Origin of the sequence: Streptomyces varsoviensis (assembly GCF_000718635.1) — a bacterium.
In the GTDB taxonomy this organism is placed as follows: Bacteria; Actinomycetota; Actinomycetes; order Streptomycetales; family Streptomycetaceae; genus Streptomyces; species Streptomyces varsoviensis.
In genome coordinates this window covers 264303-291284 of the sequence record NZ_JOBF01000014.1, presented here as the reverse complement: position 1 = coordinate 291284, position 26982 = coordinate 264303, and the positions used below count along the sequence as shown (strand labels likewise).

General features: G+C 73.2%; 22 protein-coding genes and 1 pseudogene. 8 read left to right on the top strand and 15 right to left on the bottom strand.

Features of this window, described 5'->3' with window-relative positions; translation table 11 throughout:
* Positions 1–5: 5 nt before the first annotated feature.
* The 5 genes from IF55_RS21855 to IF55_RS21835 all read right to left on the bottom strand — a co-directional run bounded on the left by IF55_RS21855 (position 6) and on the right by IF55_RS21835 (position 6395).
* Positions 6–2135, bottom strand: coding sequence for a 3-hydroxyacyl-CoA dehydrogenase NAD-binding domain-containing protein (locus IF55_RS21855; RefSeq protein ID WP_030886545.1), 2130 nt, complete (start codon positions 2133–2135; stop codon positions 6–8).
* Entirely contained in the window at positions 2132–3352 is a 1221-nt protein-coding gene (locus IF55_RS21850) for a thiolase family protein (RefSeq protein ID WP_030886543.1), read from the bottom strand. The genes IF55_RS21855 and IF55_RS21850 overlap by 4 nt, the downstream gene beginning before the upstream one ends.
* A 222-nt stretch (positions 3353–3574) precedes the next feature.
* Positions 3575–4852 (bottom strand): HRDC domain-containing protein, encoded by a 1278-nt coding sequence (locus IF55_RS21845; RefSeq protein ID WP_030886541.1) that lies wholly within the window; start codon positions 4850–4852, stop codon positions 3575–3577.
* Positions 4853–4929: 77 nt separating this feature from the next.
* Complete coding sequence (locus IF55_RS21840; RefSeq protein WP_030886537.1) at positions 4930–5595, bottom strand: response regulator transcription factor; 666 nt, start codon at positions 5593–5595, stop codon at positions 4930–4932.
* A gap of 161 nt (positions 5596–5756) precedes the next feature.
* Positions 5757–6395: a DUF3000 domain-containing protein gene (locus IF55_RS21835; protein ID WP_030886534.1), complete on the bottom strand. Its 639-nt coding sequence runs from the start codon at positions 6393–6395 to the stop codon at positions 5757–5759.
* A gap of 90 nt (positions 6396–6485) precedes the next feature.
* On the opposite strand from IF55_RS21835, the gene hemE reads away from it, so the two are divergent.
* Positions 6486–7595 carry a uroporphyrinogen decarboxylase gene (gene hemE / locus IF55_RS21830; protein ID WP_030886532.1) on the top strand — a complete coding sequence of 370 codons (1110 nt, stop codon included), beginning with the start codon at positions 6486–6488 and terminating at the stop codon, positions 7593–7595.
* 237 nt (positions 7596–7832) lie between these two features.
* Here the strand turns inward: hemE and IF55_RS21825 are convergent, their stop codons facing one another.
* From IF55_RS21825 to IF55_RS21810, 4 genes are all read right to left on the bottom strand, one after another.
* Positions 7833–9242 carry an FAD-dependent oxidoreductase gene (locus IF55_RS21825; protein WP_030886530.1) on the bottom strand — a complete coding sequence of 470 codons (1410 nt, stop codon included), beginning with the start codon at positions 9240–9242 and terminating at the stop codon, positions 7833–7835.
* Positions 9243–9345: 103 nt separating this feature from the next.
* Entirely contained in the window at positions 9346–9978 is a 633-nt protein-coding gene (gene pcaG, locus IF55_RS21820) for a protocatechuate 3,4-dioxygenase subunit alpha (RefSeq protein ID WP_030886527.1), read from the bottom strand.
* Complete coding sequence (gene pcaH / locus IF55_RS21815; protein WP_048832305.1) at positions 9975–10709, bottom strand: protocatechuate 3,4-dioxygenase subunit beta; 735 nt, start codon at positions 10707–10709, stop codon at positions 9975–9977. Before pcaH ends, pcaG begins: the two co-directional genes overlap by 4 nt.
* 324 nt (positions 10710–11033) lie before the next feature.
* Positions 11034–12278 (bottom strand): thiolase family protein, encoded by a 1245-nt coding sequence (locus IF55_RS21810; protein ID WP_078644911.1) that lies wholly within the window; start codon positions 12276–12278, stop codon positions 11034–11036.
* Between the two features lie 203 nt (positions 12279–12481).
* Between IF55_RS21810 and IF55_RS40730 the strand changes: the two are divergent.
* The 4 genes and pseudogenes from IF55_RS40730 to hemQ form a co-directional block, all read left to right on the top strand.
* Positions 12482–12756 (top strand): annotated as a pseudogene (locus IF55_RS40730) (TetR/AcrR family transcriptional regulator); the annotation flags it as partial.
* 129 nt (positions 12757–12885) lie between these two features.
* Complete coding sequence (locus IF55_RS21805; protein WP_063764016.1) at positions 12886–13776, top strand: D-alanyl-D-alanine carboxypeptidase family protein; 891 nt, start codon at positions 12886–12888, stop codon at positions 13774–13776.
* A gap of 163 nt (positions 13777–13939) precedes the next feature.
* Positions 13940–15481: a protoporphyrinogen oxidase gene (gene hemG, locus IF55_RS21800; protein ID WP_037966043.1), complete on the top strand. Its 1542-nt coding sequence runs from the start codon at positions 13940–13942 to the stop codon at positions 15479–15481.
* 10 nt (positions 15482–15491) lie between these two features.
* On the top strand, positions 15492–16208 hold the full coding sequence (gene hemQ / locus IF55_RS21795) for a hydrogen peroxide-dependent heme synthase (RefSeq protein WP_030886512.1): 717 nt from the start codon (positions 15492–15494) through the stop codon (positions 16206–16208).
* A gap of 10 nt (positions 16209–16218) precedes the next feature.
* On the opposite strand, the gene IF55_RS21790 is transcribed toward hemQ, so the two are convergent.
* The 5 genes from IF55_RS21790 to IF55_RS37440 all read right to left on the bottom strand — a co-directional run bounded on the left by IF55_RS21790 (position 16219) and on the right by IF55_RS37440 (position 22885).
* Positions 16219–17784, bottom strand: coding sequence for an alpha/beta hydrolase (locus IF55_RS21790; protein ID WP_030886506.1), 1566 nt, complete (start codon positions 17782–17784; stop codon positions 16219–16221).
* A gap of 194 nt (positions 17785–17978) precedes the next feature.
* Positions 17979–18872: a TIGR04222 domain-containing membrane protein gene (locus IF55_RS21785; protein ID WP_030886503.1), complete on the bottom strand. Its 894-nt coding sequence runs from the start codon at positions 18870–18872 to the stop codon at positions 17979–17981.
* 124 nt (positions 18873–18996) lie between these two features.
* Positions 18997–20244 carry a DUF1996 domain-containing protein gene (locus IF55_RS21780; RefSeq protein ID WP_030886500.1) on the bottom strand — a complete coding sequence of 416 codons (1248 nt, stop codon included), beginning with the start codon at positions 20242–20244 and terminating at the stop codon, positions 18997–18999.
* 6 nt (positions 20245–20250) lie between these two features.
* Positions 20251–21099: a DUF4142 domain-containing protein gene (locus IF55_RS21775; protein WP_037966041.1), complete on the bottom strand. Its 849-nt coding sequence runs from the start codon at positions 21097–21099 to the stop codon at positions 20251–20253.
* A gap of 298 nt (positions 21100–21397) precedes the next feature.
* Positions 21398–22885, bottom strand: a complete 1488-nt coding sequence (locus tag IF55_RS37440; RefSeq protein WP_078644908.1) for an MbnB/TglH/ChrH family RiPP precursor modification enzyme — start codon at positions 22883–22885, stop codon at positions 21398–21400.
* Positions 22886–23310: 425 nt separating this feature from the next.
* Between IF55_RS37440 and IF55_RS21765 the strand changes: the two genes are divergently transcribed.
* Positions 23311–23970, top strand: coding sequence for a nuclease-related domain-containing protein (locus IF55_RS21765; protein ID WP_051776194.1), 660 nt, complete (start codon positions 23311–23313; stop codon positions 23968–23970).
* Positions 23971–24084: 114 nt separating this feature from the next.
* Here the strand turns inward: IF55_RS21765 and IF55_RS21760 are convergent, their stop codons facing one another.
* Positions 24085–24591 (bottom strand): BlaI/MecI/CopY family transcriptional regulator, encoded by a 507-nt coding sequence (locus IF55_RS21760; protein WP_078644905.1) that lies wholly within the window; start codon positions 24589–24591, stop codon positions 24085–24087.
* Between the two features lie 315 nt (positions 24592–24906).
* Here IF55_RS21760 and IF55_RS21755 point away from each other — a divergent pair, with 315 nt between their 5' ends.
* Entirely contained in the window at positions 24907–25296 is a 390-nt protein-coding gene (locus IF55_RS21755) for a DUF6083 domain-containing protein (RefSeq protein WP_037966035.1), read from the top strand.
* 427 nt (positions 25297–25723) lie between these two features.
* On the top strand, positions 25724–26950 hold the full coding sequence (locus IF55_RS21750; protein WP_211270017.1) for a hypothetical protein: 1227 nt from the start codon (positions 25724–25726) through the stop codon (positions 26948–26950).
* The last annotated feature ends 32 nt before the right edge of the window (positions 26951–26982 follow it).

Here is a 26982-nt window from a genome sequence, read left to right as displayed (position 1 = left end):
ACCGGCTACGCGGGCACGCTCGCGATGCCCGGCGCCAGGAAGCGCTTCCCGTTGACCCGCTCGGAGACGCCCGCGCGGTCCAGGTACGGGGTGACGCCGCCCAGGTGGAAGGGCCAGCCCGCGCCGGTGATCAGACACAGGTCGATGTCCTGCGCCTCGGCCACGACGCCCTCGTCCAGCATCAGGCCGATCTCCTGCGCCACGGCGTCCAGGACGCGCTCGCGGGCCTGCTCCTCGGTGAGGACGGTGTCACCCTGCTTGAGCAGCGCCAGGACCTCCGGGTCCAGCTCCGGCTTCCCGGAATCGTGCGTGTAGAAGCCCCGCTTGCCCGCCTTCACCACGGCCGCCAGGTTCGGCGAGACCGTGAAGCGGTCCGGGAAGGCGCCGTGCAGCGTCTCGGAGACGTGCAGCCCGATCGCCGGACCGACCAGTTCCAGCAGCTCCAGCGGGGACATCGGCAGCCCGAGCGGCTGGACGGCCTTCTCGGCGACCTCGATGGGCGTGCCCTCGTCGATGACGTTCTGGACCTCGCCCATGAAGCGGGTCAGCACGCGGTTGACGACGAACGCGGGGGCGTCCTTGACCAGCACGGCCGTCTTCTTCAGCGACTTGGCGACGGCGAAGGCCGTGGCCAGCGACGCGTCGTCGGTCCGCTCGGCCCGGACGATCTCCAGCAGCGGCAGGACCGCGACGGGGTTGAAGAAGTGGAAGCCCACGACCCGTTCGGGGTGCTTGAGCTTCGACGCCATCTCGGAGACGGACAGCGAGGAGGTGTTGGTGGCGAGGATCGCGTGGGCCGGGACGGCCGCCTCGACCTCCGCGAACACCTGCTGCTTGACGCCCATCTCCTCGAAGACGGCCTCGATGACGAAGTCCGCGTCGCCGAAGGCCGCGGCCTTGTCGAGCGAGCCGGAGACCAGGCCCTTGAGGCGGTTGGCCTTGTCCTGGTTGACGCGGCCCTTCAGCAGCAGCTTGTCGATCTCGCCGTGGACGTAGCCGACGCCCTTGTCCACCCGCTCCTGGTCGATGTCGGTCAGCACGACCGGCACCTCCAGGCGGCGCGCGAAGAGCAGCGCGAGCTGCGAGGCCATCAGCCCCGCGCCGACCACGCCGACCTTGGTGACCGGGCGGGCCAGTGACTTGTCCGGGGCGCCGGCCGGCCGCTTGGCGCGCTTCTGGACCAGGTTGAAGGCGTAGATGCCGCTGCGCAGCTCCCCGCCCATGATCAGGTCGGCGAGCGCGCGGCTCTCGGCCTCGAAGCCCTCCCGCAGGTCGCCGTTCTTGGCTGCCGCGATGATCTCCAGCGCCCGGTACGCGGCGGGGGCCGCGCCGTGCACCTTGGAGTCGGCGATGGCCCGGCCGCGCGCCACGGCCTGGTCCCACGCCTCGCCGCGGTCCACCTCGGCCCGTACGACCTCGGTGCCGCCGCCGAGGACCGACGCGGTCCAGGTCAGCGACTGCTCCAGGAAGTCCGCGCCCTCGAAGAGCGCGTCCGCGATGCCCAGCTCGAAGACCTGCGCGCCCTTGAGCTGCCGGTTCTGGTTGAGCGAGTTCTCGATGACGACGGAGACCGCGCGGTCCGCGCCGATCAGGTTCGGCAGCAGCACGCAGCCGCCCCAGCCCGGTACGAGGCCCAGGAAGACCTCGGGCAGCGAGAAGGCGGGCACGGCCTTGGAGACGGTGCGGTACGTGCAGTGCAGGCCGACCTCGACGCCGCCGCCCATCGCCGCGCCGTTGTAGTACGCGAAGGTGGGGACCGCGAGCGAGGAGAGCCGCTTGAAGACGTCGTGGCCGCCCTTGCCGATGGCGTACGCGTCCTCGTGCCGCTTCAGCAGCTCGACGCCCTTGAGGTCCGCGCCGACGGCGAAGATGAACGGCTTGCCGGTGATGCCGACGCCGACGATCGTGCCGTCCGACGCCTCCTGCTCCACCTGGTCGATCGCCGCGTCCAGATGCGCCAGCGACTGCGGGCCGAAGGTCGTCGGCTTGGTGTGGTCCAGGCCGTTGTCCAGCGTGATCAGCGCGAACCTGCCCACGCCGCCCGGCAGGTCGAGGTGGCGGACGTGCGCCCGCGTCACGACCTCGTCCGGGAACAGCTCGGCCGCGCCCTTCAACAGCTCAGCGGTGGTCGTCACTTGCCTGCCCCCTCGAAATGCGGGTTCTCCCAGATCACGGTGCCACCCATGCCGAAGCCGACGCACATGGTGGTGATGCCGTACCGGACGTCGGGCTGCTCCTCGAACTGCCGGGCGAGCTGCGTCATCAGCCGCACCCCGGAGGAGGCCAGCGGGTGGCCGAAGGCGATGGCGCCGCCGTACTGGTTGACGCGCGGGTCGTCGTCGGCGATGCCGTAGTGGTCCAGGAGCGAGAGCACCTGCACCGCGAACGCCTCGTTGATCTCGAAGAGCCCGATGTCGTCGATCGACAGCCCCGCCCGCGCCAGCGCCTTCTCCGTCGCCGGGACCGGGCCGATGCCCATGACCTCGGGCTCGACGCCCGCGAAGGAGTACGCGACCAGCCGCATCTTGACCGGCAGCCCCAGCTCGCGCGCCACGTCCTCGGCGGCGATCAGCGAGGCCGTGGCGCCGTCGTTGAGCCCGGCGGCGTTGCCGGCCGTGACCCGGCCGTGCGGGCGGAACGGGGTCTTGAGGGACGCCAGGTTCTCCAGCGTCGTCCCCGGCCGCATCGGCTCGTCGGCGGTGGCCAGGCCCCAGCCGGTCTCCCCGGCCTCGGCGTTCGTGCGGCGCACGGAGACCGGCACCAGGTCCGCCTGGATCTTGCCGTTCGCGTACGCCTTCGCGGCCTTCTCCTGGCTGCGCACCGCGTACTCGTCGGCGCGCCGCTTGGTGATGTGCGGCAGCCGGTCGTGCAGGTTCTCCGCCGTCATCCCCATGAACAGCGCCGACTCGTCGACCAGCTTCTCCGAGACGAAGCGCGGGTTCGGGTCCACGCCCTCGCCCATCGGGTGCCGGCCCATGTGCTCGACGCCGCCCGCGACCGCGATGTCGTACGCCCCGAAGGAGACGCCGCCCGCGACGTTGGTGACGGCGGTCATGGCGCCCGCGCACATCCGGTCGACGGAGTAGCCCGGCACGGACTGCGGGAGCCCGGCCAGAATCCCGGCGGTACGGCCCAGCGTCAGCCCCTGGTCGCCGATCTGCGTCGTGGCGGCGAGCGCGACCTCGTCGATACGGGCCGGGTCCAGGTCCGGGTTGCGGCGCAGCAGCTCCCGGATGCAGTTGACGACCATGTCGTCGGCGCGGGTCTCGTGGTAAATGCCCTTCGGGCCCGCCTTGCCGAACGGGGTGCGGACGCCGTCGACGAAAACGACGTCCCTAGCGGTACGAGGCACGTTGGCTCTCCTCCAGTTGCGTACGGGCGCTACGAGGGCACAGCCGCGCCGAGCCGTGGCACGGCGTCGGCTCCCACCGCCATGCTACTTACGAGTAACCAAGCTGCCCAGCCCCCTTCCCCCAAGCGGCGAACGTCACATCCCACCCCCAGCCAAAATTCCGAAAAATGCCCCCGCCTGTCGGACGATCCGGCGGGCGGGGGCGGAGGAGGGTGTCAGGGGTTACTCGGCCCCCGCCTGGAGGGCCTCGGTGAGGAGGGGGGTGACCTGTTCGATTTGCCAGGGGCGGGCGCCGTGGGCGGTGAGGGTGGTGGCGATGGCGTCCGGGGTCGGGTCGGCGGGGGGCTCCCAGCAGAGGCGGCGGACGGTGTCCGGGGTGATGAGGTTCTCCTGGGGGAGGTTCAGGCGCTCGGCGAGTTCGGAGACGCCCGCGCGGGCCGCCGAGAGGCGGGCGGCCGCCACGGGGTCCTTGTCGGCCCAGGCGCGCGGCGGCGGGGGGCCGGTCAGGGCCTGGCCGGGCTGCGGGAGCTCGCTGTCCGGGAGGGCGCGCGCCCGGTCGATGGCCGCCTGCCACTGCTCCAGTTGCTTACGGCCCATGCGGTGGCCGAAGCCGGGCAGGGCCGCCAGGGCGTGCGCGTTCGGCGGGGAGCCCAGGGCGGCCTCGATGATCGCGCTGTCGCCGAGCACCTTGCCCGGCGAGACGTCGCGGCGCTGCGCGATCTGGTCGCGGGTGGTCCACAGCTCGCGCACCACGGCCATCTGCCGCCGCCGGCGCACCTTGTGCATTCCGGAGGTGCGGCGCCAGGGGTCCTTGCGCGGCGGGGCGGGCGGCGCGGCGGCGATGGCCGCGAACTCCTGGTGGGCCCACTCCAGCTTCCCCTGCCGCCGCAGCTCCTCCTCCAGCGCGTCCCGCAGGTCGACCAGCAGCTCGACGTCGAGCGCGGCGTAGCGCAGCCACGGGTCGGGCAGCGGCCGGGTCGACCAGTCGACCGCGGAGTGCCCCTTCTCCAGGGCGTAGCCGAGTACGTTCTCGACCATCGCGCCCAGTCCCACCCGGGCGAATCCGGCGAGCCGTCCCGCGAGCTCCGTGTCGAAGAGCCGCGTCGGCGTCATCCCTATTTCGCGCAGGCACGGCAGGTCCTGGGTGGCGGCGTGCAGGATCCACTCGGCGTCGGCGACGGCCGCGCCCAGTGCGCTGAGGTCGGGGCAGCCGATGGGGTCGATGAGCGCGGTGCCCGCCCCCTCGCGGCGGAGCTGGACGAGGTAGGCGCGCTGGCCGTAGCGGTAGCCGGAGGCGCGTTCGGCGTCGACGGCGAGCGGGCCGGTGCCCGCGGCGAAGGCGGCGACGACGGCCGCCAGCGCGTCGGCGTCGGCCACGACGGGCGGCATGCCCTCGCGTGGCTCCAACAAGGGAATCGGCGCCGAATCGACGTCGTCCGGGGGAGCGCCCCCGGTGGTTCGCAGTGTCATTTCTTCTGCGGTCTCTTGGGCGTCGGTCACCGGTCAAGGGTATCTGTGGATAGGAAGCGCCCGCCGACGGAACGTTCCGTCGGCGGGCGCGCCTGGCCGGGGGCGGGTCAGTGGATGATGCCGGTCCGCAGTGCGACGGCGACCATCCCGGCCCGGTCGCCGGTGCCGAGCTTGCGGGCGATACGGGCGAGGTGGCTCTTGACGGTCAGGGCGGACAGGCCCATCGAGACGCCGATGGCCTTGTTGGACTGGCCCTCCGCAACCAGCCGCAAGACCTCGACCTCGCGGCCCGAGAGCTCGCGGTAGCCGCCGGGGTGGCCGGGGGCGCCCGGCGGGCGGCGGTGCATACGGGCCGCGGCGGCGGAGCCGATCGGGGGGTGCCCGGGGCGGCCGGGGATCCCGATGTTCGTACGGGTGCCGGTGACTACATAGCCCTTGACGCCGCCGGCGAGCGCGTTGCGCACGGCCCCGATGTCGTCGGCGGCGGACAGCGCCAGCCCGTTGGGCCAGCCCGCGGCGCGCGTCTCGGACAGCAGCGTGAGACCGGAGCCGTCGGGGAGGTGGACGTCGGCGACGCAGATGTCGCGCGGGTTGCCCACTCGGGGACGGGCCTCCGCGATGGACGACGCCTCGATGACGTCGCGCACCCCGAGCGCCCACAGATGGCGGGTGACGGTGGAGCGGACTCGGGGGTCGGCCACGACGACCATGGCCGTCGGCTTGTTCGGGCGGTAGGCGACCAGGCTCGAAGGTTGCTCTAGAAGAACAGACACCAGGCCTCCTGGGGGAGTGGCGGGACGGTGCCGGCTTGGGGGATAAGCCGGAGTGATCGCTTGGAACGGTCACAAGGTCCTTCGGCAGCAACCTGGTCCGGCTTTAGAGAATGATCACGAATTGATGAGTAACAATTCGGGCGAATCGGACGGTTGATCGATCATCGCCCCTGCGGCCCGCGCCGCTGCGGCAGCGAGACCACCCCCGCGTCCCCCGAACCCCCCGGCGGCAGCCCCGCGATCTGACACAGCAGATCGCACCACGCCGCCAGATGCGCCGCCGTGTCCGGCACCCCGTCCACCGCCGTCGGCGACCACGACGCCCGGATCTCCATCCGCGTCGACGGCGACCGGTCCGCGAGCCCCCCGAAATAGTGCGAGCTCGCCCGCGTCACCGTGCCCCCCGGCGCCCCGTACGGCACCCGCCGCGCCTCCAGCGCCCCCGTCAGCCACGACCAGCACACCTCCGGCAGCAGCGGATCGTCCGCCATCTCCGGCTCCAGATCCGCCTGAAGGATCGTCACCAGCCGGAACGTGCCGTGCCACGCCTCATGGCCGTTCGGATCGTGCAGCAGGATCAGCCGGCCGTCCGCCAGCTCCTCCTCCTCCACCACGACCGCCGCCTCCAGCGCGTACGAATAGGGCGCGAGCCGCTGAGGCGGCGGCGTCGGATCGATCTCGATCTCCGGCCGGAGCCGCACTCCTTGCAGCCCGGCAACCGCCTGCCGGAAAGCGGCCGGGGAGCTCTCCCCGTCCGCGCCGTCCGGACCTTCCGAGAGGTGTCCCTGCGCCGCAGCCATGCCCGGAAGACTAGGCGGAACGAGGTCTTCTTCCGGGGAGGGACACCCGATGGGCGGGTCACTCGTTCGGCCCGTGCGAAGATTTGGGGCATGAGTGCGTCCCAGAGGCCGGAAGGCCAGCAGCAGACCGGCCGCGACGAGGCGTCTTCCGGGCGGGAACCCGCCCCGGCCGTCCAGGAATCCGCCTTCCTGCGGGCGTGCCGGCGCGAGCCCGTACCGCACACCCCGGTCTGGTTCATGCGGCAGGCGGGGCGCTCGCTGCCCGAGTACCGCAAGGTCCGCGAGAGCATCGCGATGCTCGACTCCTGCATGCGCCCCGACCTCGTCACCGAGATCACCCTGCAGCCGATCCGCCGGCACGGCGTGGACGCCGCCGTCTACTACAGCGACATCGTCGTGCCCCTCAAGGCCATCGGCGTCGACCTCGACATCAAGCCCGGCGTCGGCCCCGTCATCGAGCGGCCGATCCGCACCCGCGCCGACCTGGAGCGGCTGCGCCCCCTCACGCCGGACGACGTGCCGTACATCACCGAGGCCGTCACGATGCTCACCGGCGAGCTGGGCGCGACCCCCCTCATCGGCTTCGCGGGCGCCCCCTTCACCCTCGCGAGCTACCTCGTCGAGGGCGGGCCGTCCCGCAACCACGAGCACACCAAGGCGCTCATGTACGGCGACCCCGAACTCTGGGCCGACCTGCTGGACCGCCTCGCCGACATCGCGGCGGCCTTCCTCACGGTCCAGATCGAGGCCGGGGCCTCCGCCGTGCAGCTCTTCGACTCCTGGGTCGGCGCGCTCGCCCCCGCCGACTACCGCCGCTTCGTCATGCCGGCCTCCGCCAAGGTCTTCGACGCCGTCGCCGGGCACGGCGTGCCGCGCATCCACTTCGGCGTCGGCACCGGCGAACTCCTCGGCCTCATGGGCGAGGCGGGCGCGGACGTCGTCGGCGTCGACTGGCGCGTCCCGATGGACGAGGCCCGCCGCCGCGTGGGCCCCGGCAAGGCGCTCCAGGGCAACCTCGACCCCGCCGTGCTCTTCGCGCCGCGCGAGGCCGTCGAGGCCCAGGCGGGCCAGGTGCTCGCCGCCGCCGACGGCCTCGACGGCCACATCTTCAACCTCGGCCACGGCGTCCTCCCGAACACCGACCCCGGCGCGCTGACCGCCCTCGTCGAGTACGTCCACGAGCACACCGCGGGCAAGTGACCCCCGGGCGGGCGGGGGCGGGCGCGCCGGGGCGGTACGCATACGAGGCCGGTACGGGCCGTACGGGTCGCACCGGCCGTACGGGTCGCACCGGCTGTGCGGGCCTCGGCGGCTGTACGGGCCTCGTCGCCGCGGTCGGTGCGACACCGGTACGTACGAGCGAACGAGTACGAGATTGGTCAGGGCGGCCGTGAGCGCCGCGGTGGCCGCCCCGTGGGAGGCCGGCGGTCGTTGCCCTCAGCGCGCCCGTACGTCCGCCGCGACCGCCGACGTCGCCTTGCGGGCCGCCACCAGCACCGGGTCCCACACGGGCGAGAACGGCGGCGCGTACCCGAGGTCGAGCGCGGTCATCTCCTCCACCGTCATCCCGGCGGTGAGCGCGACCGCCGCGATGTCCACGCGCTTGCCCGCCCCCTCCCGGCCGACGATCTGCACGCCGAGCAGCCGGCCCGTACGGCGCTCCGCGAGCATCTTCACGTGCATCGGCCGGGTGCCCGGGTAGTAGCCCGCGCGGCTCGTCGACTCGACCGTCACGCTCACGTACCGCAGCCCGACGGCCGTGGCCTGCGCCTCCAGCAGGCCCGTACGCGCGATCTCCAGATCGCACACCTTGGAGACCGCCGTGCCGACCACACCCGGGAACGTCGCGTAACCGCCGCCGACGTTCGCGCCGATCACCTGTCCGTGCTTGTTGGCGTGCGTGCCCAGCGCGATGTGCCGGGTACGGCCCGAGACCAGGTCCAGGACCTCCACGCAGTCGCCGCCCGCCCAGATGTCCTCGTAGCCGCGCACCCGCATGGACAGATCGGTCAGCAGCCCGCCCGAGGGGCCCAGCGGCAGCCCGGCCGCGCGCGCCAGCTCGGTCTCCGGGCGCACCCCGAGGCCGAGGACCACCACGTCCGCCGGGTACTCCTCGTCCTCCGTCGCCACCGCCCGTACGCGCCCGTCCTCGCCGGTGAGGATCTTGGTGACGGTCGTGCCGTTCACCGTCTCGATGCCCAGCCCGCACATCGCCTCGTGCACCAGCGCGCCCATGTCCGGGTCGAGCGTCGGCATCGGCTGCTCGTCGCGGTTGAGCACCGTCACCGCGTAGCCCCGGCGGATCAGCGCCTCGGCCATCTCCACGCCGATGTAGCCCGCGCCGACGACCACCGCGCGGCGGCCCTCCGTCCGCTCCAGCTCGCCCAGCGTGTCCAGCAGCGCCTGGCCGTCGTCGAGGGTCTGCACGCCGTGCACGCCCGGCGCGTCGATGCCCGGCAGCGGCGGCCGCAGCGGCCGCGCGCCCGTGGCGATCACCAGCTTGTCGTAGCCGTGCCACCGCTCGTCGCCGCCCGCCGCCGCGCCCGAGTCGACATCGCGGACCCGGACCCGGCGGCCCGCCACGTCGATCTCCGTCACCTCGGTGCGCATCCGCAGGTCGATGGAGCGTTCGCGGTGCGCCTCGGGGGAGCGGGCGATCAGCGCGTCGGGGCCGTCGACCTCGCCGCCCACCCAGTAGGGGATGCCGCAGGCCGAGTACGAGGTGAAGTGGCCGCGCTCGAAGGCGGTGATCTCCAGCTCGTCCGGGGACCGGAGCCTGCGCGCCTGGGAGGCCGCGGACATGCCCGCCGCGTCGCCGCCGATGACCACCAGTCGTTCCGCCGCCATGGAGTGGATTCCTTTCGCCGGTACGTCCGCTGCGTACGTATGTACGGCCCACGCTAAGCCTTGTCCGGCGGCGGGGAGCGCTCGCGTCCGGGAGGGGGAACGGTCAGAGCGCGTTGCCCGGGTGCCGGAAGTCCAGGAAGACGGTCTCCTCGCCCGCCCGGTCGTTCTCGCCGCCGCCCTGGAGCCGGATGTCGAAACGGTAGCTGTGGTGCCGCGCCCGGTCGCCGGTCTCGGGGACGGCGATGAGCGTCGCGGCCCGCTCCGGCGGCAGCGACGCGAGCAGCGGATCGGCGGCCAGCCGGGGCGAGGGCAGGTACAGGCGCGTGTGCAGCGGGCCGAAGAGGCCACGGGCCAGGACGCAGACGGCGAGGTGCGGAGCGGTGCGCCGGGCGGTGGGGCCGGGCGCGAGGGTCCGCAGCGAGTAGTGGCCGCCGCCATCGGCCGCCACCCGCGCGAAGCCGGTGAACTCCGCGCCGTCCCGGCCCAGCGGCACGCCGCTCGCGCGGTCGCGGCGCAGGGTGCCGGGCGCCCCGGCGAGCGAACCGGACGGCCCGGCCTGCCAGAACTCCACGAGCGCGTCCGGGACCGCGGCGCCCGTACCGTCATAAAGGTGCCCGTGGACGGTGATCGTGTCCGGGTGCCCGGCCGGGGCGACCTCGCCGCCGCGCGGGAACGGCAGCGCGTGGCCGAAGAACGGCCCGAGGGTCTGCGCGGGCGTCGGCTCCAGCAGGGTCATCGGCGGGCCTCGGTCCAGGTGGCGGACGGGCCGTCGAGAACGATGTCCCAGCGGTAGCCGAGGGAGACGCCCGACACGGAGCGTGCCGGATCGTAGGCGGCGACGAGCCGGTGGGCGGTGCCCGCGGCGACGGCCGACCGCCAGAGCCCGTCGTAGGCGAGGAGCGGGTCCCCGGGGAAGTACATCTGTGTGATCAGGCGCTGCGTGAAGGCCACGCCGAAGAGGGAGAAGTGCACATGGGCGGGGCGCCACACATTGGGCAGGTCGCCCTCGGGATAGGCGCCGGGCCTGACCGTCGTGAAGCGGTAGCCGCCGGCGTCGTCCGTCAGACAGCGGCCGACGCCGGTGAAGTTGGGGTCGAGCGGGGCGGCGTGCCGGTCGAGCTGGTTCGCGTACCGGCCCGCGGCGTTCGCCTGCCAGATCTCCACGAGCTGGCCGCGCACCGGGCGGCCCCTGCGGTCCGTGACCCGGCCGGAGACCGTGATCCGCTCGCCGATCGGCTCGCCGGCGTGCTGCCGGGTGAGGTCGGAGTCGAGGGGATCGACGTCGGCGAGGCCGAAGACGGGGCCGGTCAGCTCGACGTCGTCGGGGTCGAGCCGGACGGGGGCCAGGGGCCGGCGGGGGTGGCGCTCGGGCGCGCCGGCGTAGCGCGCGGGCGCGCCTGGGGGGAGGTCGGTGTCGGCGGGGAGAAGGGTGTCGTCGGGGGGAGGGAGGTTGGTGGGGCGGGCGATGGTGGCGGGGCCGTCGGCGAGACCGTGGGCGCTGCCGAGTCCGCCGGGAGCGTCGTCGTACGGGGCGCCGTCGCCGGGATGGTCGGGGGCGTCGTACGGGGCGCTGTCTCCGGGCGACGGGGCGCCGTTGCCGGGCCAGTCGGGGGCGTCGTACGGGGCCGGGCGCCGGCCCCCGGGTAAGCGCGCCGGCCGGGCCTGGTCGGCGTCAGCACCAGCGTCCACGTCGGCGTCAGCGGTGGCATCGGCCTCGGCCTCGGCGCGCCGCCGGTCGGCCCCGCCGCGGTCGGCTGCGGGTATGGCCATCTGCGGTCAACTCCCTCGTGGTCACCGTTCCAGTACGAGTGCCTGCCCCTGCCCTACCCCGATGCACAGCGCGGCCACCCCGGTGCCCGAGCCCGCCGCCGCCAACTGATGGGCGACCGAGCCCGCCAGGCGCGCGCCGGAGCAGCCGAGCGGGTGGCCGATGGCGATGGCGCCGCCGCGCGGGTTGACGACGGACGGGTCGAGCTCCGGCCACTCGGCGAGGCAGCCCAGCGCCTGGGCGGCGAACGCCTCGTTCAGCTCGAAGGTCGTGAGGTCCGCGAAGCCGCGGCCCGCCTTGGCGAGGGCGCGCCGTACGGCCTCTACGGGGCCGAGGCCGAAGTGGTGCGGTTCGATGCCGGTCACGGCGGCGGCCCGTACGCGCGCGAGCGGTTCGCGGCCCACCGTCCGCAGCCCTTCCTCGTCCGTCAGCAGCAGGGCGGCGGCGCCGTCGCTGAGGGGCGAGGAGTTGCCGGCGGTGACGGTGCCGCCGTCCGGCCGGAACACGGGCTTCAGCTTGGCGAGCGCCGCGGGGGACGTAGCGTCGCGGATCGTCTCGTCACGGCCGAGTTCCACGCCGGGCACCGCCACGACCTCGGCGTCGTAGGCGCCCTCCCGCCACGCCCGCGCCGCCTTCTCGTGGCTGCCGAACGCGAAGGCGTCCTGCTGGTCGCGGGTGATGCCGTGCTTGTCGGCGATCAGTTCGGCGCCCTCGCCGAGCGAGACCGTCCACTGGGGCGGCATGTCCGGGTTGGTCATCCGCCAGCCCAGGGTCGTCGAGTAGAGCTGCTGATCGCCCGCCGGGAAGCCGCGCTCCGGCTTCCGCAGCACCCAGGGGGCGCGGCTCATCGACTCGACGCCGCCCGCGACGGCCACCGACGCGTCGCCGAGCGCGATGGCCCGGTACGCCTGCACGACGGCCTCCAGCCCCGACGCGCACAGCCGGTTCACGGTCGCGCCGGGCACGGTCACGGGGAGCCCCGCGAGCAGCACCGCCATCCGCCCGACGTTGCGGTTCTCCTCGCCCGCCCCGTTGGCGTTCCCGAACACCACGTCGTCGACGCGGGCCGGGTCGAGGTCGGGGGAGCGGTCCACCAGCGCCCGTACGACGTGCGCCGCGAGATCGTCCGGGCGCACCGAGGAGAGCGCGCCGCCGTACTTGCCGACGGGGGTACGCACGGCATCGACGATGTAGACGTCGCGGACGCCACCGCCGGCGGACGAGGAGGACGAGGGGGAGGCTGCGGGAGAGACGGGAGAGGCTGCCATGGGGTCTTCGGGTCCCTTCCCGCGGCCCGTGACGGGCGGCGCGGCGCGTTCGGTGTTCGCCGGGTCGATGGTGCGTCCGGTGGGTGTCCGTCGGGTGGCCGACCGCCCGACCCGGCGTTCGCCCAGTGAATTTTTGTTCAAGATCGGCCGCTGTCGAGTCTCGGCCTCCCGGAGAGCGCTGTCAATGGCGCCCGCCCGTCGGGCGCTCGGTCGCCGCCGCGGCGGGCGTCAACCAGGCGTTCGTCTTCTACCGCTTCGGCACTGTCGACGAACTGCTCCCGCCGCCTGCCGGCACGGCGCCCGGCGCCGCGTCGACCTCTACCGCGACCGGCTTGCCGAGGTCGCCACCCTCGGCGGCCTGCCGGCACTCGCCCGTGAGCTGCGCGCCGAGAAGCGCGTCGGCGGTCATGTCGCCGTCCTCGACCAGCTCTTGGCCGACGCTCAGACCCGGGAACGCCTCGCCCCCGAGACGCCGGCATGAGGGGGAGGGAGTAGCGGCGCAAAGTGTCCGGTGAACACCGGGAGTTGACTTTTCGCGCAGCGGCCCTACAAGAGGGCAGTACCCTCATATGACTGTAGGTCAGGGGTATTTGGAGAATTCACCTTGATGATCGGCATGAAGAATCTGCGTCGCGTGTCGGCGGTCGCCGTCACCGCGGGGGCCGTGACCGCTACCGGGGCGCTCGCCGCCCCCGCGCAGGCCGCCGCCAGGATCGCCACCCCCACGATCGTCGCCAAGGGCGGCTTCGTGATGAACAACGGGAACGGGAAGGCGCTGTTCGGCAAGGCGGCGGACACCCGCCGGTCCACCGGCTCGACCACCAAGATCATGACGGCGCGGGTGGTGCTCGCGCAGCAGAACCTCAACCTGAACGCCAAGGTCAGGATCGACAAGGCGTACAGCGACTACATCGTCTCGAAGAACGCCTCGTCGGCCCGGCTGATCGTCGGCGACAAGGTCACCGTCGGGCAGTTGCTGTACGGGCTGATGCTCCCGTCCGGCTGCGACGCCGCGTACGCGCTGGCCGACAAGTTCGGCAGCGGCTCCACCCGGGCCGCGCGGGTGAAGTCGTTCATCGGCAAGATGAACGCCACCGCCAAGAGCCTCGGCCTGAAGAACACGCACTTCGACTCCTTCGACGGCATCGGCGGCGGCGCCAACTACTCGACGCCGCGCGACCTGACGAAGCTCGCCTCCAACGCGATGAAGTACTCCACCTTCCGCACGGTCGTGAAGACGAAGGCGACCAAGCAGAAGGTCACCATGGCCAACGGCGGCTACCGCTACATGTCGTGGACCAACACCAACAATCTGCTCGGCGGCTACTCGGGCACCATCGGCGTCAAGACCGGCTCCGGCCCCGAGGCCAAGTACTGCCTGGTCTTCGCCGCCACCCGCGGCGGCAAGACGGTCATCGGCACCGTCCTGACCTCGTCCTCCGTGGCCAACCGCACGGCGGACGCGAAGAAGCTCATGGACTACGGCTTCAAGAAGTAGCCCGGCCCACGGCGGAGGGGCGGGGGTGCCGCTTACGGGCGGCGGCCTCCCGCCCCTTCGCCATGGGAGGGGCCGAGAAGGGCAATCACTTGCGGGCCGAGGAGCGGCGGTCGTGGCGGGGACTCGTGCGATGTGCGAAATGACCGTTTGAGAGAGTGGCCCCATGAGCACAGCGCACACGCCCAAGGGCCATGTGATCGTCATCGGCGGCGGTATCTCCGGGCTGGCGGCAGCCCATCGGCTCCTGGCGGGCGGTGCGCGGGTGACCGTGCTCGAAGCCTCCGGCCGGCTCGGCGGCAAGCTGCACGCGGGCGAGATCGCCGGCGTCCCCGTGGACCTCGGCGCCGAATCGATGCTCGCGCGCCGGCCCGAAGGGGTCGAGCTGGCCCGCGCGGCCGGACTCGGCGACCGGCTCCAGCCGCCCGCCACGGCGAGCGCCGCCCTGTGGACCCGCGGCGGCCTGCGCCCCATGCCCAAGGGCCATATCATGGGCGTGCCCGGCGACCTCGCGCCGCTCGCCGCGTCCGGCGTCATCTCCGACGAAGGGCTCGCGCGCATCGCCGAGGACGGCGAACTGCCCCGTACCGAGGTCGGCGAGGACGTCGCCGTCGGCGAGTACGTGGCCGCCCGGCTCGGCCGCGAGGTCGTCGACCGCCTCGTCGAACCGCTGCTCGGCGGCGTGTACGCGGGCGACGCCTACCGGATCTCCATGCGCGCGGCCGTGCCCCAGCTCTTCGAGGCCGCTCGCGGCCACCGCTCCCTGACCGAGGGCGTACGGGAGATCCAGGCGCGCGCCGCCGCCAAGCAGCCGGACGGCGCCCCGGGCCCGGTCTTCATGGGCATCGACGGCGGTATCGGGCGGCTCCCCCTGGCGGTCGCCGAGACCGTACGGGCGCAGGGCGCGGACATCCGCACCAACGCGCCGGTCAGCCGGCTCACCCGCACGGCGACCGGCGGCTGGACGGTCGTGATCGGCGGCGGCGGCAGCGGCAGCGGCAGTGGCAGAGGTGGCGGCGGGCGCGCGGGCGGCGACGGAGGCCCTGCCGGCTCCAGCGTGCCCGGCGGTCCCGGCGGCTCCGGGGCGAGTGTGCTGGAGGCCGACGCCGTCGTGCTCGCCACCCCCGCGCCCGCCGCCTCCGCGCTCCTCGCCGACGCCTCCCCGGCCGCCGCCGCGGAGCTGGCCACCGTCGAGTACGCCTCCATGGCGCTGGTCACCATGGCCTTCCGCCGTTCCGAGACGGACATGCTCCCGGACGGCAGCGGGTTCCTGGTGCCGCCCGTGGACGGGCACAAGATCAAGGCGTCGACCTTCGCGAGTCGCAAGTGGGGGTGGATCGCCGACGCGGACCCCGATGTCTTCGTGCTGCGTACCTCCATCGGGCGGTTTGAGGACGAAGAGGATCTGAAGCGCGAGGATTCCGAACTGGTAGGGATGTCGCTCGCCGACCTTCGCGAGGCGGTCGGTCTCACGGCCACCCCCTTGGAGAGCCGCGTCACCCGCTGGGACAGCGGACTGCCGCAGTACCCGGTCGGCCACCTCGACCGCGTGGCCCGCGTCCGCGAGCACGTCGCGGCCCTCCCCGGCCTGCGGGTCTGCGGCGCGGTCTACGACGGCGTGGGCATCCCGGCCTGCGTTTCCAGCGCCCACCGGGCGGCCGACGAGCTGCTCGCCACCCTGCCGACCGGCCCCCAGGGCAGCGAGTGAGAATAGGGACATGACTGCTGAACCTGACAAGACCCCGAACGCCGGCAAGAAGGCCAAGGACCTCAACGAGGTCATCCGCTACACCCTGTGGTCGGTCTTCAAGCTGCGCGACGTCCTGCCCGAGGACCGCACCGGTTACGCGGACGAGGTGGACGAGCTGTTCGCGCAGCTCGCCGCCAAGGACGTCACCGTGCGCGGCACGTACGACGTGTCCGGGCTGCGGGCCGACGCGGACCTCATGATCTGGTGGCACGCGGAGACCTCGGACGCCCTCCAGGAGGCGTACAACCTCTTCCGCCGCACCAAGCTGGGGCGCGCCCTGGAGCCGGTGTGGTCGAACATGGCGCTGCACCGCCCCGCCGAGTTCAACAAGTCGCACATCCCGGCGTTCCTCGCCGAGGAGGAGCCCCGCGCGTACGTCAGCGTGTACCCCTTCGTCCGCAGCTACGACTGGTACCTGCTGCCCGACGAGGACCGCCGCCGCATGCTCGCGGACCACGGCAAGATGGCCCGCGGCTTCCCGGACGTCCGCGCCAACACCGTGCCGTCGTTCTCCCTCGGCGACTACGAGTGGGTGCTCGCCTTCGAGGCCGACGAGCTGCACCGCATCGTCGACCTGATGCGTCACCTGCGCGGCTCCGAGGCCCGTATGCACGTACGCGAAGAGGTGCCCTTCTACACCGGCCGCCGCAAGCCGGTGGCCGAGCTGGTCGCGGGCCTGGCCTGAGCGTCCGCCGTCAGGGGACGGGCCGCGGTTCCGGGCGCGGCGCGCAGTACGCGCGCCGCGCCGGGACCCTCCCGGTCAGCAGATACGTCTCCAGGTGGCGGTTGACGCACGGGTTCGGGCCGCCGCCGATGCCGTGCGTGCCCGCCCCCAGCTCGGTGACGAGCGCCGCGCCGGGCAGCCGGCGCTGGAGCTCCAGCGCCCCCGGGTAGGGCGTCGCCGCGTCCCGTTCGGCGGCGAGCAGCAGCGTCGGCGGCAGGGGCGCGTGGTCGCTCACCCCGACGTCCACGGGGCGCCGCTGGTGGGCCGGCCAGAACGCGCAGGGCAGGTTCATCCACGCGTTCTCCCACGTCTCGAAGGGCGCGTGGCGCGCGAGCAGGGTGTTGTCCCGGTCCCAGACGCGCCAGTCGCGCGGCCATTGCGCGTCGTTGCACTGGACGGCCGTGTAGACGGCGTTCTCGTTCTCGTCGGCCCGGGCGGTCGCCGGATCGGGCGAGGCGGCGGCGATGAGCGGCTTCGGATCGCCGCGCAGGTACGCGGCGAGGACGTGCGCCCTGGAGGCCCAGTAACTGTCGCTGTAGCCGACGTTGAGGAACGCGTTCTGGAGCTGGGCCGGGCCGACCTTACCGCCCGCCGGCTCGCGGGCCAGCCGCTCGTGGACCCACTCGTACGCGGCCCGTACCCGCTCCGGCGTGCGGCCGAGGCGGTAGTGCGCGTCGTGCCGGGCCACCCAGCGGCTCCAGTCGGCCCACCGGTTCTCGAAGGCGGGAGCCTGGGCGAGATTGCTGCGGTACCAGATCTGCCGCGGGTCCGGGTCGACGACGCTGTCGAAGACGACACGCCGTACGTGGCCGGGGAAGAGGGTCGCGTACAGGGCGCCGAAGTACGTCCCGTACGACGCCCCCACGAAGTTGAGCCTCGCGTCGCCGAGCGCAGCCCGCAGCACGTCGAGGTCGCGGGCGTTGTCGAGGCTGGTGAAGTACGGCAGCGCGGCCCCGGCCCGGCGCGCGCACCCCTGGGCGTACGCGCGGGCCTGGGCGGCCTTGTGCCGCTTGAAGGCTTCGGAGGGGTGGCGCGGGGACAGGGTGGGGGCCTTGGTGAACTCCGCCGGATCCTGGCAGGAGATCGGCGCGGAGCGGCCGACGCCGCGCGGCGCGTACCCCACGAAGTCGTACGCCCGTGCCGCCCCGCGCCATGCCGGAGCGTCCCTGAGCGTGGGGTGGGCCATGCCGGAGCCGCCCGGTCCGCCGGGGTTGAAGATCAGCGATCCCTGGCGCTCGGCCGGCCGTCCGGTGGCGCGGGCGCGGCTGACGGTGAGGTCGATGTGGCGCCCGTGGGGACGGGCGTAGTCGAGCGGCACGGACACCGTGCCGCACTCGACGGCCGCGGGCAGCTTCTCCACCGGCGCGCACCGGCCGAACGCGATCCCGCGCGCCGCGGCCTGCCGCGCCGCGACGGCGACGCCGCGCGCCTGCGCGGACCCGTCCGGGGGCGCGGTGGTGGCTCCGCCGGCCGGGGCGGTGGTGAGTGCGGAGAGGATCAACGATCCCACGGTGCCGTACAGGGCTGCTGCTCTCACTGACCGTCCCTTCGCGGATTATCCGACAAAAGGGATATTTGGTCTGGAGGGTCGGGAAGTAAAGCACTGGGGCCGGGTGTCGGGTGCGATGCGCCCGAACTGGCGAGTGATCGGCCGGGAGGGGGCAGGGGGCAGGGGGCCAGGGGCCGGGGTCCGGAGGGTGGGAGACCCCGCGAGTGGTCGTGCGGCCCGGTTCAGTCGTGCGGGCCTCGGAGGTTCTCGGCGAGCGCGGCGCGCAACTGCGGGTCGGCGAGGGCGGCCCGGCCGCGTACGGCCAGCGCGGTGAGGAACGACCGTTCGCCGGCCGAACCGCCGGAGTCGCCGGAGCCGGCCGAGCCGCCGAAGTCGCCGGAGCCGACCGAGCCGCCGGAGCCGGTGACGTCCCCGCCGTCGCCTCCCGCCCGCTTCCCGCGGCGGGCCCTGGCCACGTCCATCTGGCCGAGGACGCGGGCCCCGGCGGGCGAGGCCCAGTGGGTGTACGGCCTGATCTCGTACCGGACGATGGCCAGGCAGCCGACCGTCAGCACCAGGGGGAGCGCGAACCAGGCCGCGGCCGGCCCCGCGCCCGACTCCGGCGGCACGATCAGCAGCGCCGCGATCGCGGTGCACACCACGAGCGCGCACGCGCCCCGCACCTGGCGGATCGCCGAGGACACGTTCGTACGGTCCGCGGGGCTCACCGCCAGCCCGGCCGCGGTCAGCCGCTCGGCCAGGGCAAGCACGGAATCGGCGGCGGTGAGGGCGGCCCGTATGGCCGGTACGCGCGACTGCCCGCCGGGGCCGATCGCCGTGATCACGGACCGTTCCATGTCGTCGCGGCCCACCGGGTCGACGACGGTCGCCCAGCCGGTGTGCGCGAGCAGCAGCCGCCGCTGCCGGGACATCGACACGAGCGCCAGGTCCGTGACCCGGTGCGGCCCCCCGGCCAGGAAGGCGGCCTCGTACAGGGTCAGCGACCCGGCCTCCGCCCAGGCCCCGGGCTCCGTGGCGGAACCCGGGGCCTGGGCGGAGGCCGACGCTATGAGACACAGACGGGCGCAGGACAGAAATGCCGCACCCCAGGCGACAAGCAGGAAGAGAACCCACATGGCGGCCTTTTTTACTCGATGACCGGGCTGGTGCGCCATGGTCGAACAAGAATTGGGATCGGCGTCTCAGGCGGCAGGGGAGGGGGAGGCCGGGAAGGGGCGGCGGACGGTCGCGGTGGCGGGGTCAGCCGCAACGGCGGCCGGAGTTGATGCAGCGCACGGCCGACTCCATCAGCCTGTCGGGCATGAAGTTCGCGAAGTCGGCGTGGTCGGTGACCGGCTTGCGGAGCTGTTCCGGGAAGCTGTCGACCGCGAAGTTCGGGCCCTGCGGCACCTTGTAGGTGAGCGTCATACGGAGCTGGGGCACGGCCTTGAGGCCGTTCTGGCAGCGGCCCGTGGCCCGGTCCGGGAACGCGAGGTGCGCGCGGTGATCGGCGCTGTCCGTGTTCCGGCCGTCCCAGCAGCTCGGGAAGTCGAGTTGGCGCACGACCTGGCTGCCGCGCGGGCACAGCGGATACTTGTCGGTCAGCACGCGGTCGGTGAACCCGGTGCAGGTCCACTGCGCGCGGGCGTTGGCGGTGCCGTTGGTGAACGCCTTCGCGTCACCGGTGATCGAGCGTAGCGCCTTCGGCATCGCGGTCACCTTGGCGGCCGGGCTGCCGCGGAAGGTGAGGCTGACGGAGGTCGGCGTCAGGACGCGGCCGACGTTGCCTTCCTGGCCCGTGGCGGAGTCGCGGGTGAGGTCGCGCAGTACGGGCCAGAAGTACGTGGACTTGTCACCGCGGTCGCACGTGGTGCCCGCGGCGCTCAGCGAGGCATCGGTCGAGAACGCGTCGGTGGAACGGTTGCCGACGTAGTCGTGCAGGTGGTGGGCGCCGTTGCGGACGCTGGGCGTGACGATGAAGTTGTCGGGGTTGCGGTGCCCCTCCTCGTTCCGCCCGCACCGGCTGGTGAAGCTGCCGGTGGACCCCGAGGGCGCCGGGCGCTGGTCGCGGGGGGTACGGGCGTTGGGCCGGACGCCGCGGATGTCGACGAAGTCGGAGGCGGCGGGGCCGGAGTGCTGGTGGTTCTGCCCGTCGGGGCCGGGGGATTGAGCCTGCCCCTGCCCGTTCTTCTGCTCCTGCCCCTGCCCCTGCTCGTTCTTCTGCCCCTGCTCACGGCCTTGTTGTGGGCCGTCGGCTCGGCCGTCGGCCGGGCTGTCGGGCCGGTCGTCGGGGCGGCCGTCGCTCCGGTCGGGAGGGGCATTGTCAGTGGGGGATGTCACGCTGGGTGATGTCGGTGGGAGAGAGGTCCGATCGTCGGCGGGGGGAGCGGTGCGGGCGGAGGCGTTGTCGGTGACGGCGAGGAAGGTACCTGCCGAGCCGAACAGCGCGATGAGGGCGATGACGATGAGGTGCGTGGCGCTGAGACGGCGCCGGTGACTGGCGGGCATGGGGGCTCATTTCTCCTCGGGCGACCGCTCGGGGCGGGTGGCGGCGGGCGGCAGCGAATAGGTGGCGGAGGGGGACGGCGTGGCGGAAGTGGTGGGGACGGTGTGGGACGTGGTGCCGGAAGTCGTGGGGGCCGAGGGGGACGTGGTGCCGGAAGTCGTGGGGGCCGAGGGGGACGTGGTGCCGGAAGTGGTCGGCTCTGAGGGCGTACGGGCCCGGGTGGGCCGGGTCGTCGGGGGCGGGGCGGAGGTCAGGGTCTGTTCGGCGATGGCGTCGAAGTCGACCAGGCCGGTGTCCTCCAGGACCCCGATGTGGTCCAGGACGGTCGCGTTCGCGTCGTCGGCGAGAGAGCGCACGAGGGCGTTGCGGCTGGTGGCCCGCACTTGGGCGACGACCGTGAAGACCTTGCCGTGGGCGAGCCGCAGGATGTTGGCGAACGCGCGGTCGTACGCCCCGCCGCGCACGGCGCCGAGCCGCGTCAGCCAGCCCCGCTGCTGGGCGTTGGGCTGGTTGGGCAGGTCGAGCCCCAACTGGTCCGCCACCTGGCGCACATGGTTGTCGAGCGTGGTGTGCCCGGCGACCAGGTGTTCGCCCGCGCGCCGGACGGCAGCCGTCGTGCCGCGCTCCTGCGCCTGCTGCCCCGCGGGCAGTTCCCAGAGCCCCGCCAGCCGCACCCGGTCGATGAAGTCGCGGTCGAGCGGGGACAGCGGCCCGTACCGCGTGGCCATCGAGCGGGCCGTCAGGTCGACGGCCCCCGTGCCGACGCGGTCGCGGTACGACCAGACGGGGAAGAGCAGCGCGGCCACGGTCGCCGCCAGCGCGGCGACGACCAGTCCAGTGCCGGTGAGGGATCGCATGGTGCCTCCTGGTGCGGCACCGCACGGTATGCGCTTCGCGCTGATCGTCCCCGTGATTCGCCGAACCCGTCCGGCCGCGGGGACCGCGGATCACGGCCCCCGCCTGGGAGTTGGCATCGAAAGAGTTGTCCGGCGGGCGGATGTGTGCCGCGTCACTGCTGGGCGAAGCGCGCTCTCGTGGGGCGGAGCGGTTGCTACATTGGCCGGTTTTCCGGCGGCGGGGGGAGGGGGTTGGCGCCGCCGGTCGGAGGGTGGGCGGGGCCGTGAACTGTCCTGCTCCTGCCGGACGGGATGTTCTTCAGTCCGCGCGCGACGCGTTGCGGCCGGTGGCCCGGCGTCGGCGGCTTCCGGGCCGGCGACGTGGAGCACGGCTGGGCTGTTGGCGCCTGAGCCGACCGGCGAACTGTTCCGCCAGGCGAGCCGTTCGGCCGGCGGGGAGCGGGACCGGCCCCGACCGCTGGCGCCACCAGCGGGTCAACTCCCTCCGTGCCGCACGGTCGCGGGGCTCGGTCTCGTCCTTCGCGGCCAGCAGGTGCTCGACGAAGGAGAGCGCGTCACGGCGGAAGCCGCCGGTCAGGGGCCGCGTCCTGGCGTAGCGGAGGAACGCGGGCCGGTAGCCGTCGCCCAGAATGCCCGGCAGCTCCGGCGCGACCTTCGCCACCACGGCGGCGCGCTTCGCCGCCAGCGCCTCCGCCTGCACCCGCAGCCGCGCCCCGTCGAAGCCCGCCGGTACGGGCGCGCCGGCGACCAGCGCGGACAGCAGCCCACTCTGGGCCGAGGCAAGCCGGCGGCGGGCGGTTCCGGTGTCGCGGCCGGGTGCGGGTTGCCATTGGGGCGGCTGGGGTGCATACGGGCGGGTGGCCGCCGTTCGGGGGGCGGGGGCATCCGGGTTGGTGTGTACGCCCGAGGTACCGGGGCCGGTACGTACGTCCGGCGTGCCCGAGCCGGTACGTACGCCCAGGGGGCCGGGCCCGGTCCGTACGCGGGGAGTGGCGAAGACCGCGCGTATCTCCTCAAGTTCGGCCGCGAGCTCGCCGCCGGCGGGAAAGTTGTCGTCGCGTTCGAGGAGGACGCCGGGCGGGGCGGTGCGGGAGCGGAGTTCGGCGAGGAGGTCGAGGATGGGCGGGGTCACGGGGTGGGCGTGGGTGTCGTGCCAGACGCCGTCGCGTTCGATGCCGCCGGCCACGTGCACGTAGGCGATGGCCTCCAGCGGGAGTTCGTCGAGCACCGCGCACGGGTCCTCGCCACGGTTGACGTGGTTGGTGTGCAGGTTGGCGACGTCGATGAGCAGCCGTACGCCCGTCCGGTCCACCAGTTCGGCCAGGAACCGTCCCTCCGGCATCTCCTCGTCCGGCCAGTTGACGAGGGCGGCGATGTTCTCCAGGGCCAGGGGCACGGGCAGGGCGTCCTGGGCGATGCGCACGTTCTCGCACAGCACGTCGAGCGCGTCGCGCGTACGCGGCACCGGCAACAGGTGCCCGGCTGCCAGGCCCCCGGCGCGTACGAACGCGATGTGCTCCGTGACCAGCGGCGCCCCCAGCGCCTCCGCCCGCTCGGCGAGCGCGGCCAGCCGCCCGGCGTCCGGGCGCTCCGCCCCGCCGAGCCCGAGCGAGACCCCGTGCGGCACCACGGCCGTACCGCGCTCGCGCAGCACCCGCAACGCCTCGGGCAGGGCGACCGGGCAGATGTTCTCCGCTACGACCTCGACCCATTCCACACCGGGCAGCCGACCGATCTCCTCCGCGATCTCCGGCCGCCAGCCCATCCCCACCCCGAGACGCCTCATCCGGTCCCCCTCTCGTGTTCCACCCGCCCGCTGCTACTACCTGCTACTTGCGACTCTCATGCGCCCGCCGTCGGGCGCTCAATCCGCCGAGGGGAGGGTTCAGAGGACGATTTGAGCTTCGCTCCGGAGCGCGGGGCGGGCGCTGGGCGAGGAGACGGGCGGCGCGCACGGAGGGGCGGACGGGGCGCGAACCCTGGGGGCCGAGGCCGGGGGCCGAGACTGTGCGCCGGGGGTGCGCCCGGCGGACCGGAGGGGGCCGCGTCGGGATTGGTGAGACCCCGCAGCCGGGGGGATAGTGCGGGGTCTCATGCCGTCCAACGGATGGGCGTTTGGGCTGGTTCCCGTACTTCCGCCGAAAATCCCGCAGACGCTTGTCCCAGGCGGCACGCTGCTGCTGCCATTGGCAGGTGGGCGACGTGTGGAGCATGCCGTGGAAGGGGGACGACCCCGAGCGGTTGTTCCTTGCACCCGATGACGATCTCGCGCCGAACCGGCCCGGGGAGGCGCTGCGGGCCCGCCTCGACGCGTCCCGCGCCGGCCCCGGCCGCCTCCTGGCGGCGCGTCTGCTGGGCCGCCGCCCACGGGAGGACGCCTGGCGGCGGAGTCTGGAGGGCGAGCAGTACGTCGGGTCCGCGCTGGAGGAGCTGACGGCCGGCGGCTGGCGGGTGGTGCACTCCATACCCCTGCCGGGGGAGGCCGACATCGACCACCTGGTGATCGGCCCGGGAGGGGTGTTCTGCGTGCAGACCCAACTGCTGCGCCGGGCCGCGGTCCGGGTCGGCGACGACGGGGTGCGCGTCGGACGGGAGCGGCAGCCGCGCCCGTATCTGCGCGCGGCCCGGCGCGAGGCGGCCCGTGCCGCCCACGCCCTGTCGCGCGGCTGCGGCTTCGACCCCGAGGTGTGGCCGGTGCTCGTGCTCGTGGCGGCGGGCCGCGTGGAGACGGCCTCCGCGCCGCAGGGGGTACGGGTGCTGCGGGAGCGGGACGTGACGCGGCTCGGGGAGCTGGGCGGGGTCCTCCACCCGGAGCGCGTCGAGCGCCTTTATACGGTCGCCCGCAACCGCCGGACGTGGCTGAACGTGTGACGGTGGCGGCGCGCGGCCGTGGTCGTGCCCGTATCCGCGTCCGGCTCCGCTTTCACGTCCGCGTCCGCGTCCGTGTCCGTGGCGGCGGGGGTGTACGGACTGGGGGCGCCGTCGCTACCCCGCTCCGCCTGCCGGGCTGCCGCCGTGCGGTTCGGCGCGGAGCAGGTGGCGCAGGAGATCCCCGTCTGCGGCGGAGAGGTCGCCGACGAACCGGCTCAGCACGGCCTCGCGGTCGGGCCGGGCGTCGAGGACCTTGCGCATGCGGAGGGCGGCCAGGCCGGGTTCGTCGGCCACGGGCGCGTAGGCGTACGCCCGGCCGCGCGGGGCGCGGGTCAGCACCTCCTTGCCGTAGAGGCGGGAGAGGATCGTCACCACCGTGCTGTAGGTCAGTTCGCCGCCGAGGCGGGTCAGGACCTCCCCCGCGGTGAGCGCGGTGGCGGCCCGTTGGAGGGTGGCGAGGACCTCGCCCTCCAGCGCGCCGTTGGCCCGCCGCCGAGCCGTGCCCGCGCCGCTGCCCGCCTCGCCGGCGCCCACGGAGCCGTCCGCGCTTTCCGCACCCGCCAGGTACGCCGCCCCGGTGGCATCCGCCGAACCCGTTGGGCCGTCCGTATCCGATTCCATGCGCGCGTCGTTCCCTCCACTCGCCTCGTACGGCCATGCGGCACTTCTACAGGTGAGTAAAAGTTCCGTTCCGAGTGTGCCACCGCCGTGGGCGGCTGCCAAAAGCCCCGGCTCCGTGTTTCCGGCGTTCGGCTCCGGAGTTCAGCCGGGCTTTGCACAAGAGACGCGCATACAACGCCTATTGCTGGAAAGATCTGTCACGTCAGCGAGTCGGACAAGTCATGCGCGAGAAAGACCTGTTGGCGCGGGCCGATTGGTGGGGAGCCGATGTTCTCTGGCCATCGTGGTGAAGAGTGCGGGTCGAACCGGGACCCGGTGAAGCTGTCGGACACGCTGCCGACCGTCATCGACGTCCTCGCGCGCGCCACACGGACCGCGACCCCCGTCCCCGACCCCAGAACCCCCAAACCCGGCGCCCGCACAGGCTGCTCCTGGTGCGGCGGCGCTGCCGCCTGGCACCGCACGGTACGCGGCCGGTGGATTCTCATCGAGCACGGCACGTGGCCCCTGACCGCCATTCCCGCCGGCAAGCGCTGGCGCATCGCCGGCGACGGCACCGCCGTCAACCTCGGCTCCGCCGCCCCTTCGGACACCTGCCGCATCACCCATTTCGACATCTGCCCCGCCCGCCCGGCCCCCATCGGTTCGGACATCCTCCTCACACTCTGGCAGCGCAATTCCCAACAGCCGACGGACCACGGCTGACTTTACGAACGCAGCGAACGAAACGATCGAAGCGAACCGAGCGAACCGAGCGAACCGAGCGAACGAAGCGAACGGAGGTGTCTCGGGCCGCATTCGCCGCTCGGTGAGTCCGCCCAGTCCGCCGTTCCCCTCCAACTTCTGCGGTTTTCGCCGTCCGCGGGATTCTCCCTGCTGTGACAAGCCTTCTGCCCGCTGTCCTGGGCATCCCCTTGAGGCTGCCGTTCGTCTGAACGGCGGCGCTGGAGCGATCCGAGCAGTTCTAGGATCCGAACAGACCTGGGGTGTCATGACAGCGATATCCGCATTCGAGGATCACGGCAGAGACCAGAGAGGAGACCAAAGCGGGGACTACAGCAGGAGCAGGAACAGCACGGACCACAGCACGGCCCACGGCAGAGACGACGGTGATGACCGCGCCCGTCAGTGGTTGACGCTGACCGGTTGCAAGCGCGTACTGGTGATCGTGCACACGGTGACGTACGGGAAGCGGCTGCGCGACGTGGTCTCGCTGCTGGAGGCGGATTTCCGCGTCCAGGTGCTGTTCACCGCGCCGCCGCACGAATTCGGCGGCGGGGTCGCGCAGTTCCTGCAAGAACTCGGGAGCGTGGTACTCCCCTGGAACGAGGCGGTGCGGATGGACTTCGACCTGGCGCTGACGGCGGGGCCGCGCCGGGTGGAGGAGGTACGCGCGCCGGTGATCACGCTGCCGCACGGCGCCAACTACCTCAAGCGTCTCGTCGGCGTCGGTACCGGCGTCTCCGGCTCGTACGTCTTCGGGCTCGGCCGGCCGGACCTCGTGCCGGGCGGTAGGGCGCTGCCCGCGGCGGTCGTCGTGCCGCACCGCGACGACCTCCGCGCGCTCGCGCGCTCCTGCCCGGAGGCGCTCCCTGTGGCTGCCGTGGTCGGGGACCCGGCGCACGACCGGATCGTGGCCAGCCTGCCGCTGCGCGAGACATACCGCCGGGCGCTCGGCCTGCGAAACGGTCAGAAGCTGATCGCGGTCACATCCACCTGGGGCCCGCGGTCGTTGTTCGCCCGCATAGAGATGCTTCTGCCTCTGTTGTCGGGCGAAATAACGCGTAACGGGGAGCATCGGATGGCACTCCTGGTACATCCCAACGTCTGGGCGGCCCACGGCGCCTGGCAGGTACGCGCCTGGCTGGCGCGGTGCGAACACCTCGGCGTCGGGCTCGTACCCCCGGAGGCGGACTGGCGGGCCGTGCTGATCGCGGCCGACTGGATCATCGGGGACCATGGCTCGGTCACCTTGTACGGGACGCTGACGGGCGCTCCGATCCTGCTCGCGGCCGCGCCGGAGCAGGAGATCAACCCCGACTCGCCCGCCGCCGCCCTCGCCGTCACGGCCCCCGCGTTGTCGGCAGCGCATCCTCTTTCCGAGCAACTCTCCTATGCCGCCGCGGAGTACCGCCGGGAGGACTACGCGCCTATCGCCTCCCGCATCACCTCGGAACCCGGTGGCTTCAACCGCAACATGCGTCGGCTGATGTACCGGACCCTCGGCCTCGGCCAGCCGGCATACGAGCCCGTGACGCGCCCGCTAGCAGCACCGGATCCGCTGCCTCTACCGGTGTCGCCGGGGCCGCTGGACTCCGGTGACGTGGAAGTGACGACGTACCGCGCGCCGCTCGGATAACGGCAAACGGTAGGTCGGGCCTGACATCGTCG

What these genes read in the sequence shown, in the direction of transcription:
- IF55_RS21835 (WP_030886534.1), bottom strand. Translation starts at nt 6,395, where the DNA reads ATGGCTGCGGCGCAGGGACACCTCTCGGAAGGTCCGGACGGCGCGGAC.
- hemE (WP_030886532.1), top strand. Translation starts at nt 6,486, where the DNA reads ATGAGTGCGTCCCAGAGGCCGGAAGGCCAGCAGCAGACCGGCCGCGAC.
- IF55_RS21825 (WP_030886530.1), bottom strand. Translation starts at nt 9,242, where the DNA reads ATGGCGGCGGAACGACTGGTGGTCATCGGCGGCGACGCGGCGGGCATG.
- pcaG (WP_030886527.1), bottom strand. Translation starts at nt 9,978, where the DNA reads ATGACCCTGCTGGAGCCGACGCCCGCGCAGACCCTCGGGCCGTTCTTC.
- IF55_RS21810 (WP_078644911.1), bottom strand. Translation starts at nt 12,278, where the DNA reads ATGGCAGCCTCTCCCGTCTCTCCCGCAGCCTCCCCCTCGTCCTCCTCG.
- IF55_RS21805 (WP_063764016.1), top strand. Translation starts at nt 12,886, where the DNA reads ATGATCGGCATGAAGAATCTGCGTCGCGTGTCGGCGGTCGCCGTCACC.
- hemG (WP_037966043.1), top strand. Translation starts at nt 13,940, where the DNA reads ATGAGCACAGCGCACACGCCCAAGGGCCATGTGATCGTCATCGGCGGC.
- hemQ (WP_030886512.1), top strand. Translation starts at nt 15,492, where the DNA reads ATGACTGCTGAACCTGACAAGACCCCGAACGCCGGCAAGAAGGCCAAG.
- IF55_RS21785 (WP_030886503.1), bottom strand. Translation starts at nt 18,872, where the DNA reads ATGTGGGTTCTCTTCCTGCTTGTCGCCTGGGGTGCGGCATTTCTGTCC.
- IF55_RS21780 (WP_030886500.1), bottom strand. Translation starts at nt 20,244, where the DNA reads ATGCCCGCCAGTCACCGGCGCCGTCTCAGCGCCACGCACCTCATCGTC.
- IF55_RS21775 (WP_037966041.1), bottom strand. Translation starts at nt 21,099, where the DNA reads ATGCGATCCCTCACCGGCACTGGACTGGTCGTCGCCGCGCTGGCGGCG.
- IF55_RS37440 (WP_078644908.1), bottom strand. Translation starts at nt 22,885, where the DNA reads ATGAGGCGTCTCGGGGTGGGGATGGGCTGGCGGCCGGAGATCGCGGAG.
- IF55_RS21765 (WP_051776194.1), top strand. Translation starts at nt 23,311, where the DNA reads ATGCCGTGGAAGGGGGACGACCCCGAGCGGTTGTTCCTTGCACCCGAT.
- IF55_RS21760 (WP_078644905.1), bottom strand. Translation starts at nt 24,591, where the DNA reads ATGGAATCGGATACGGACGGCCCAACGGGTTCGGCGGATGCCACCGGG.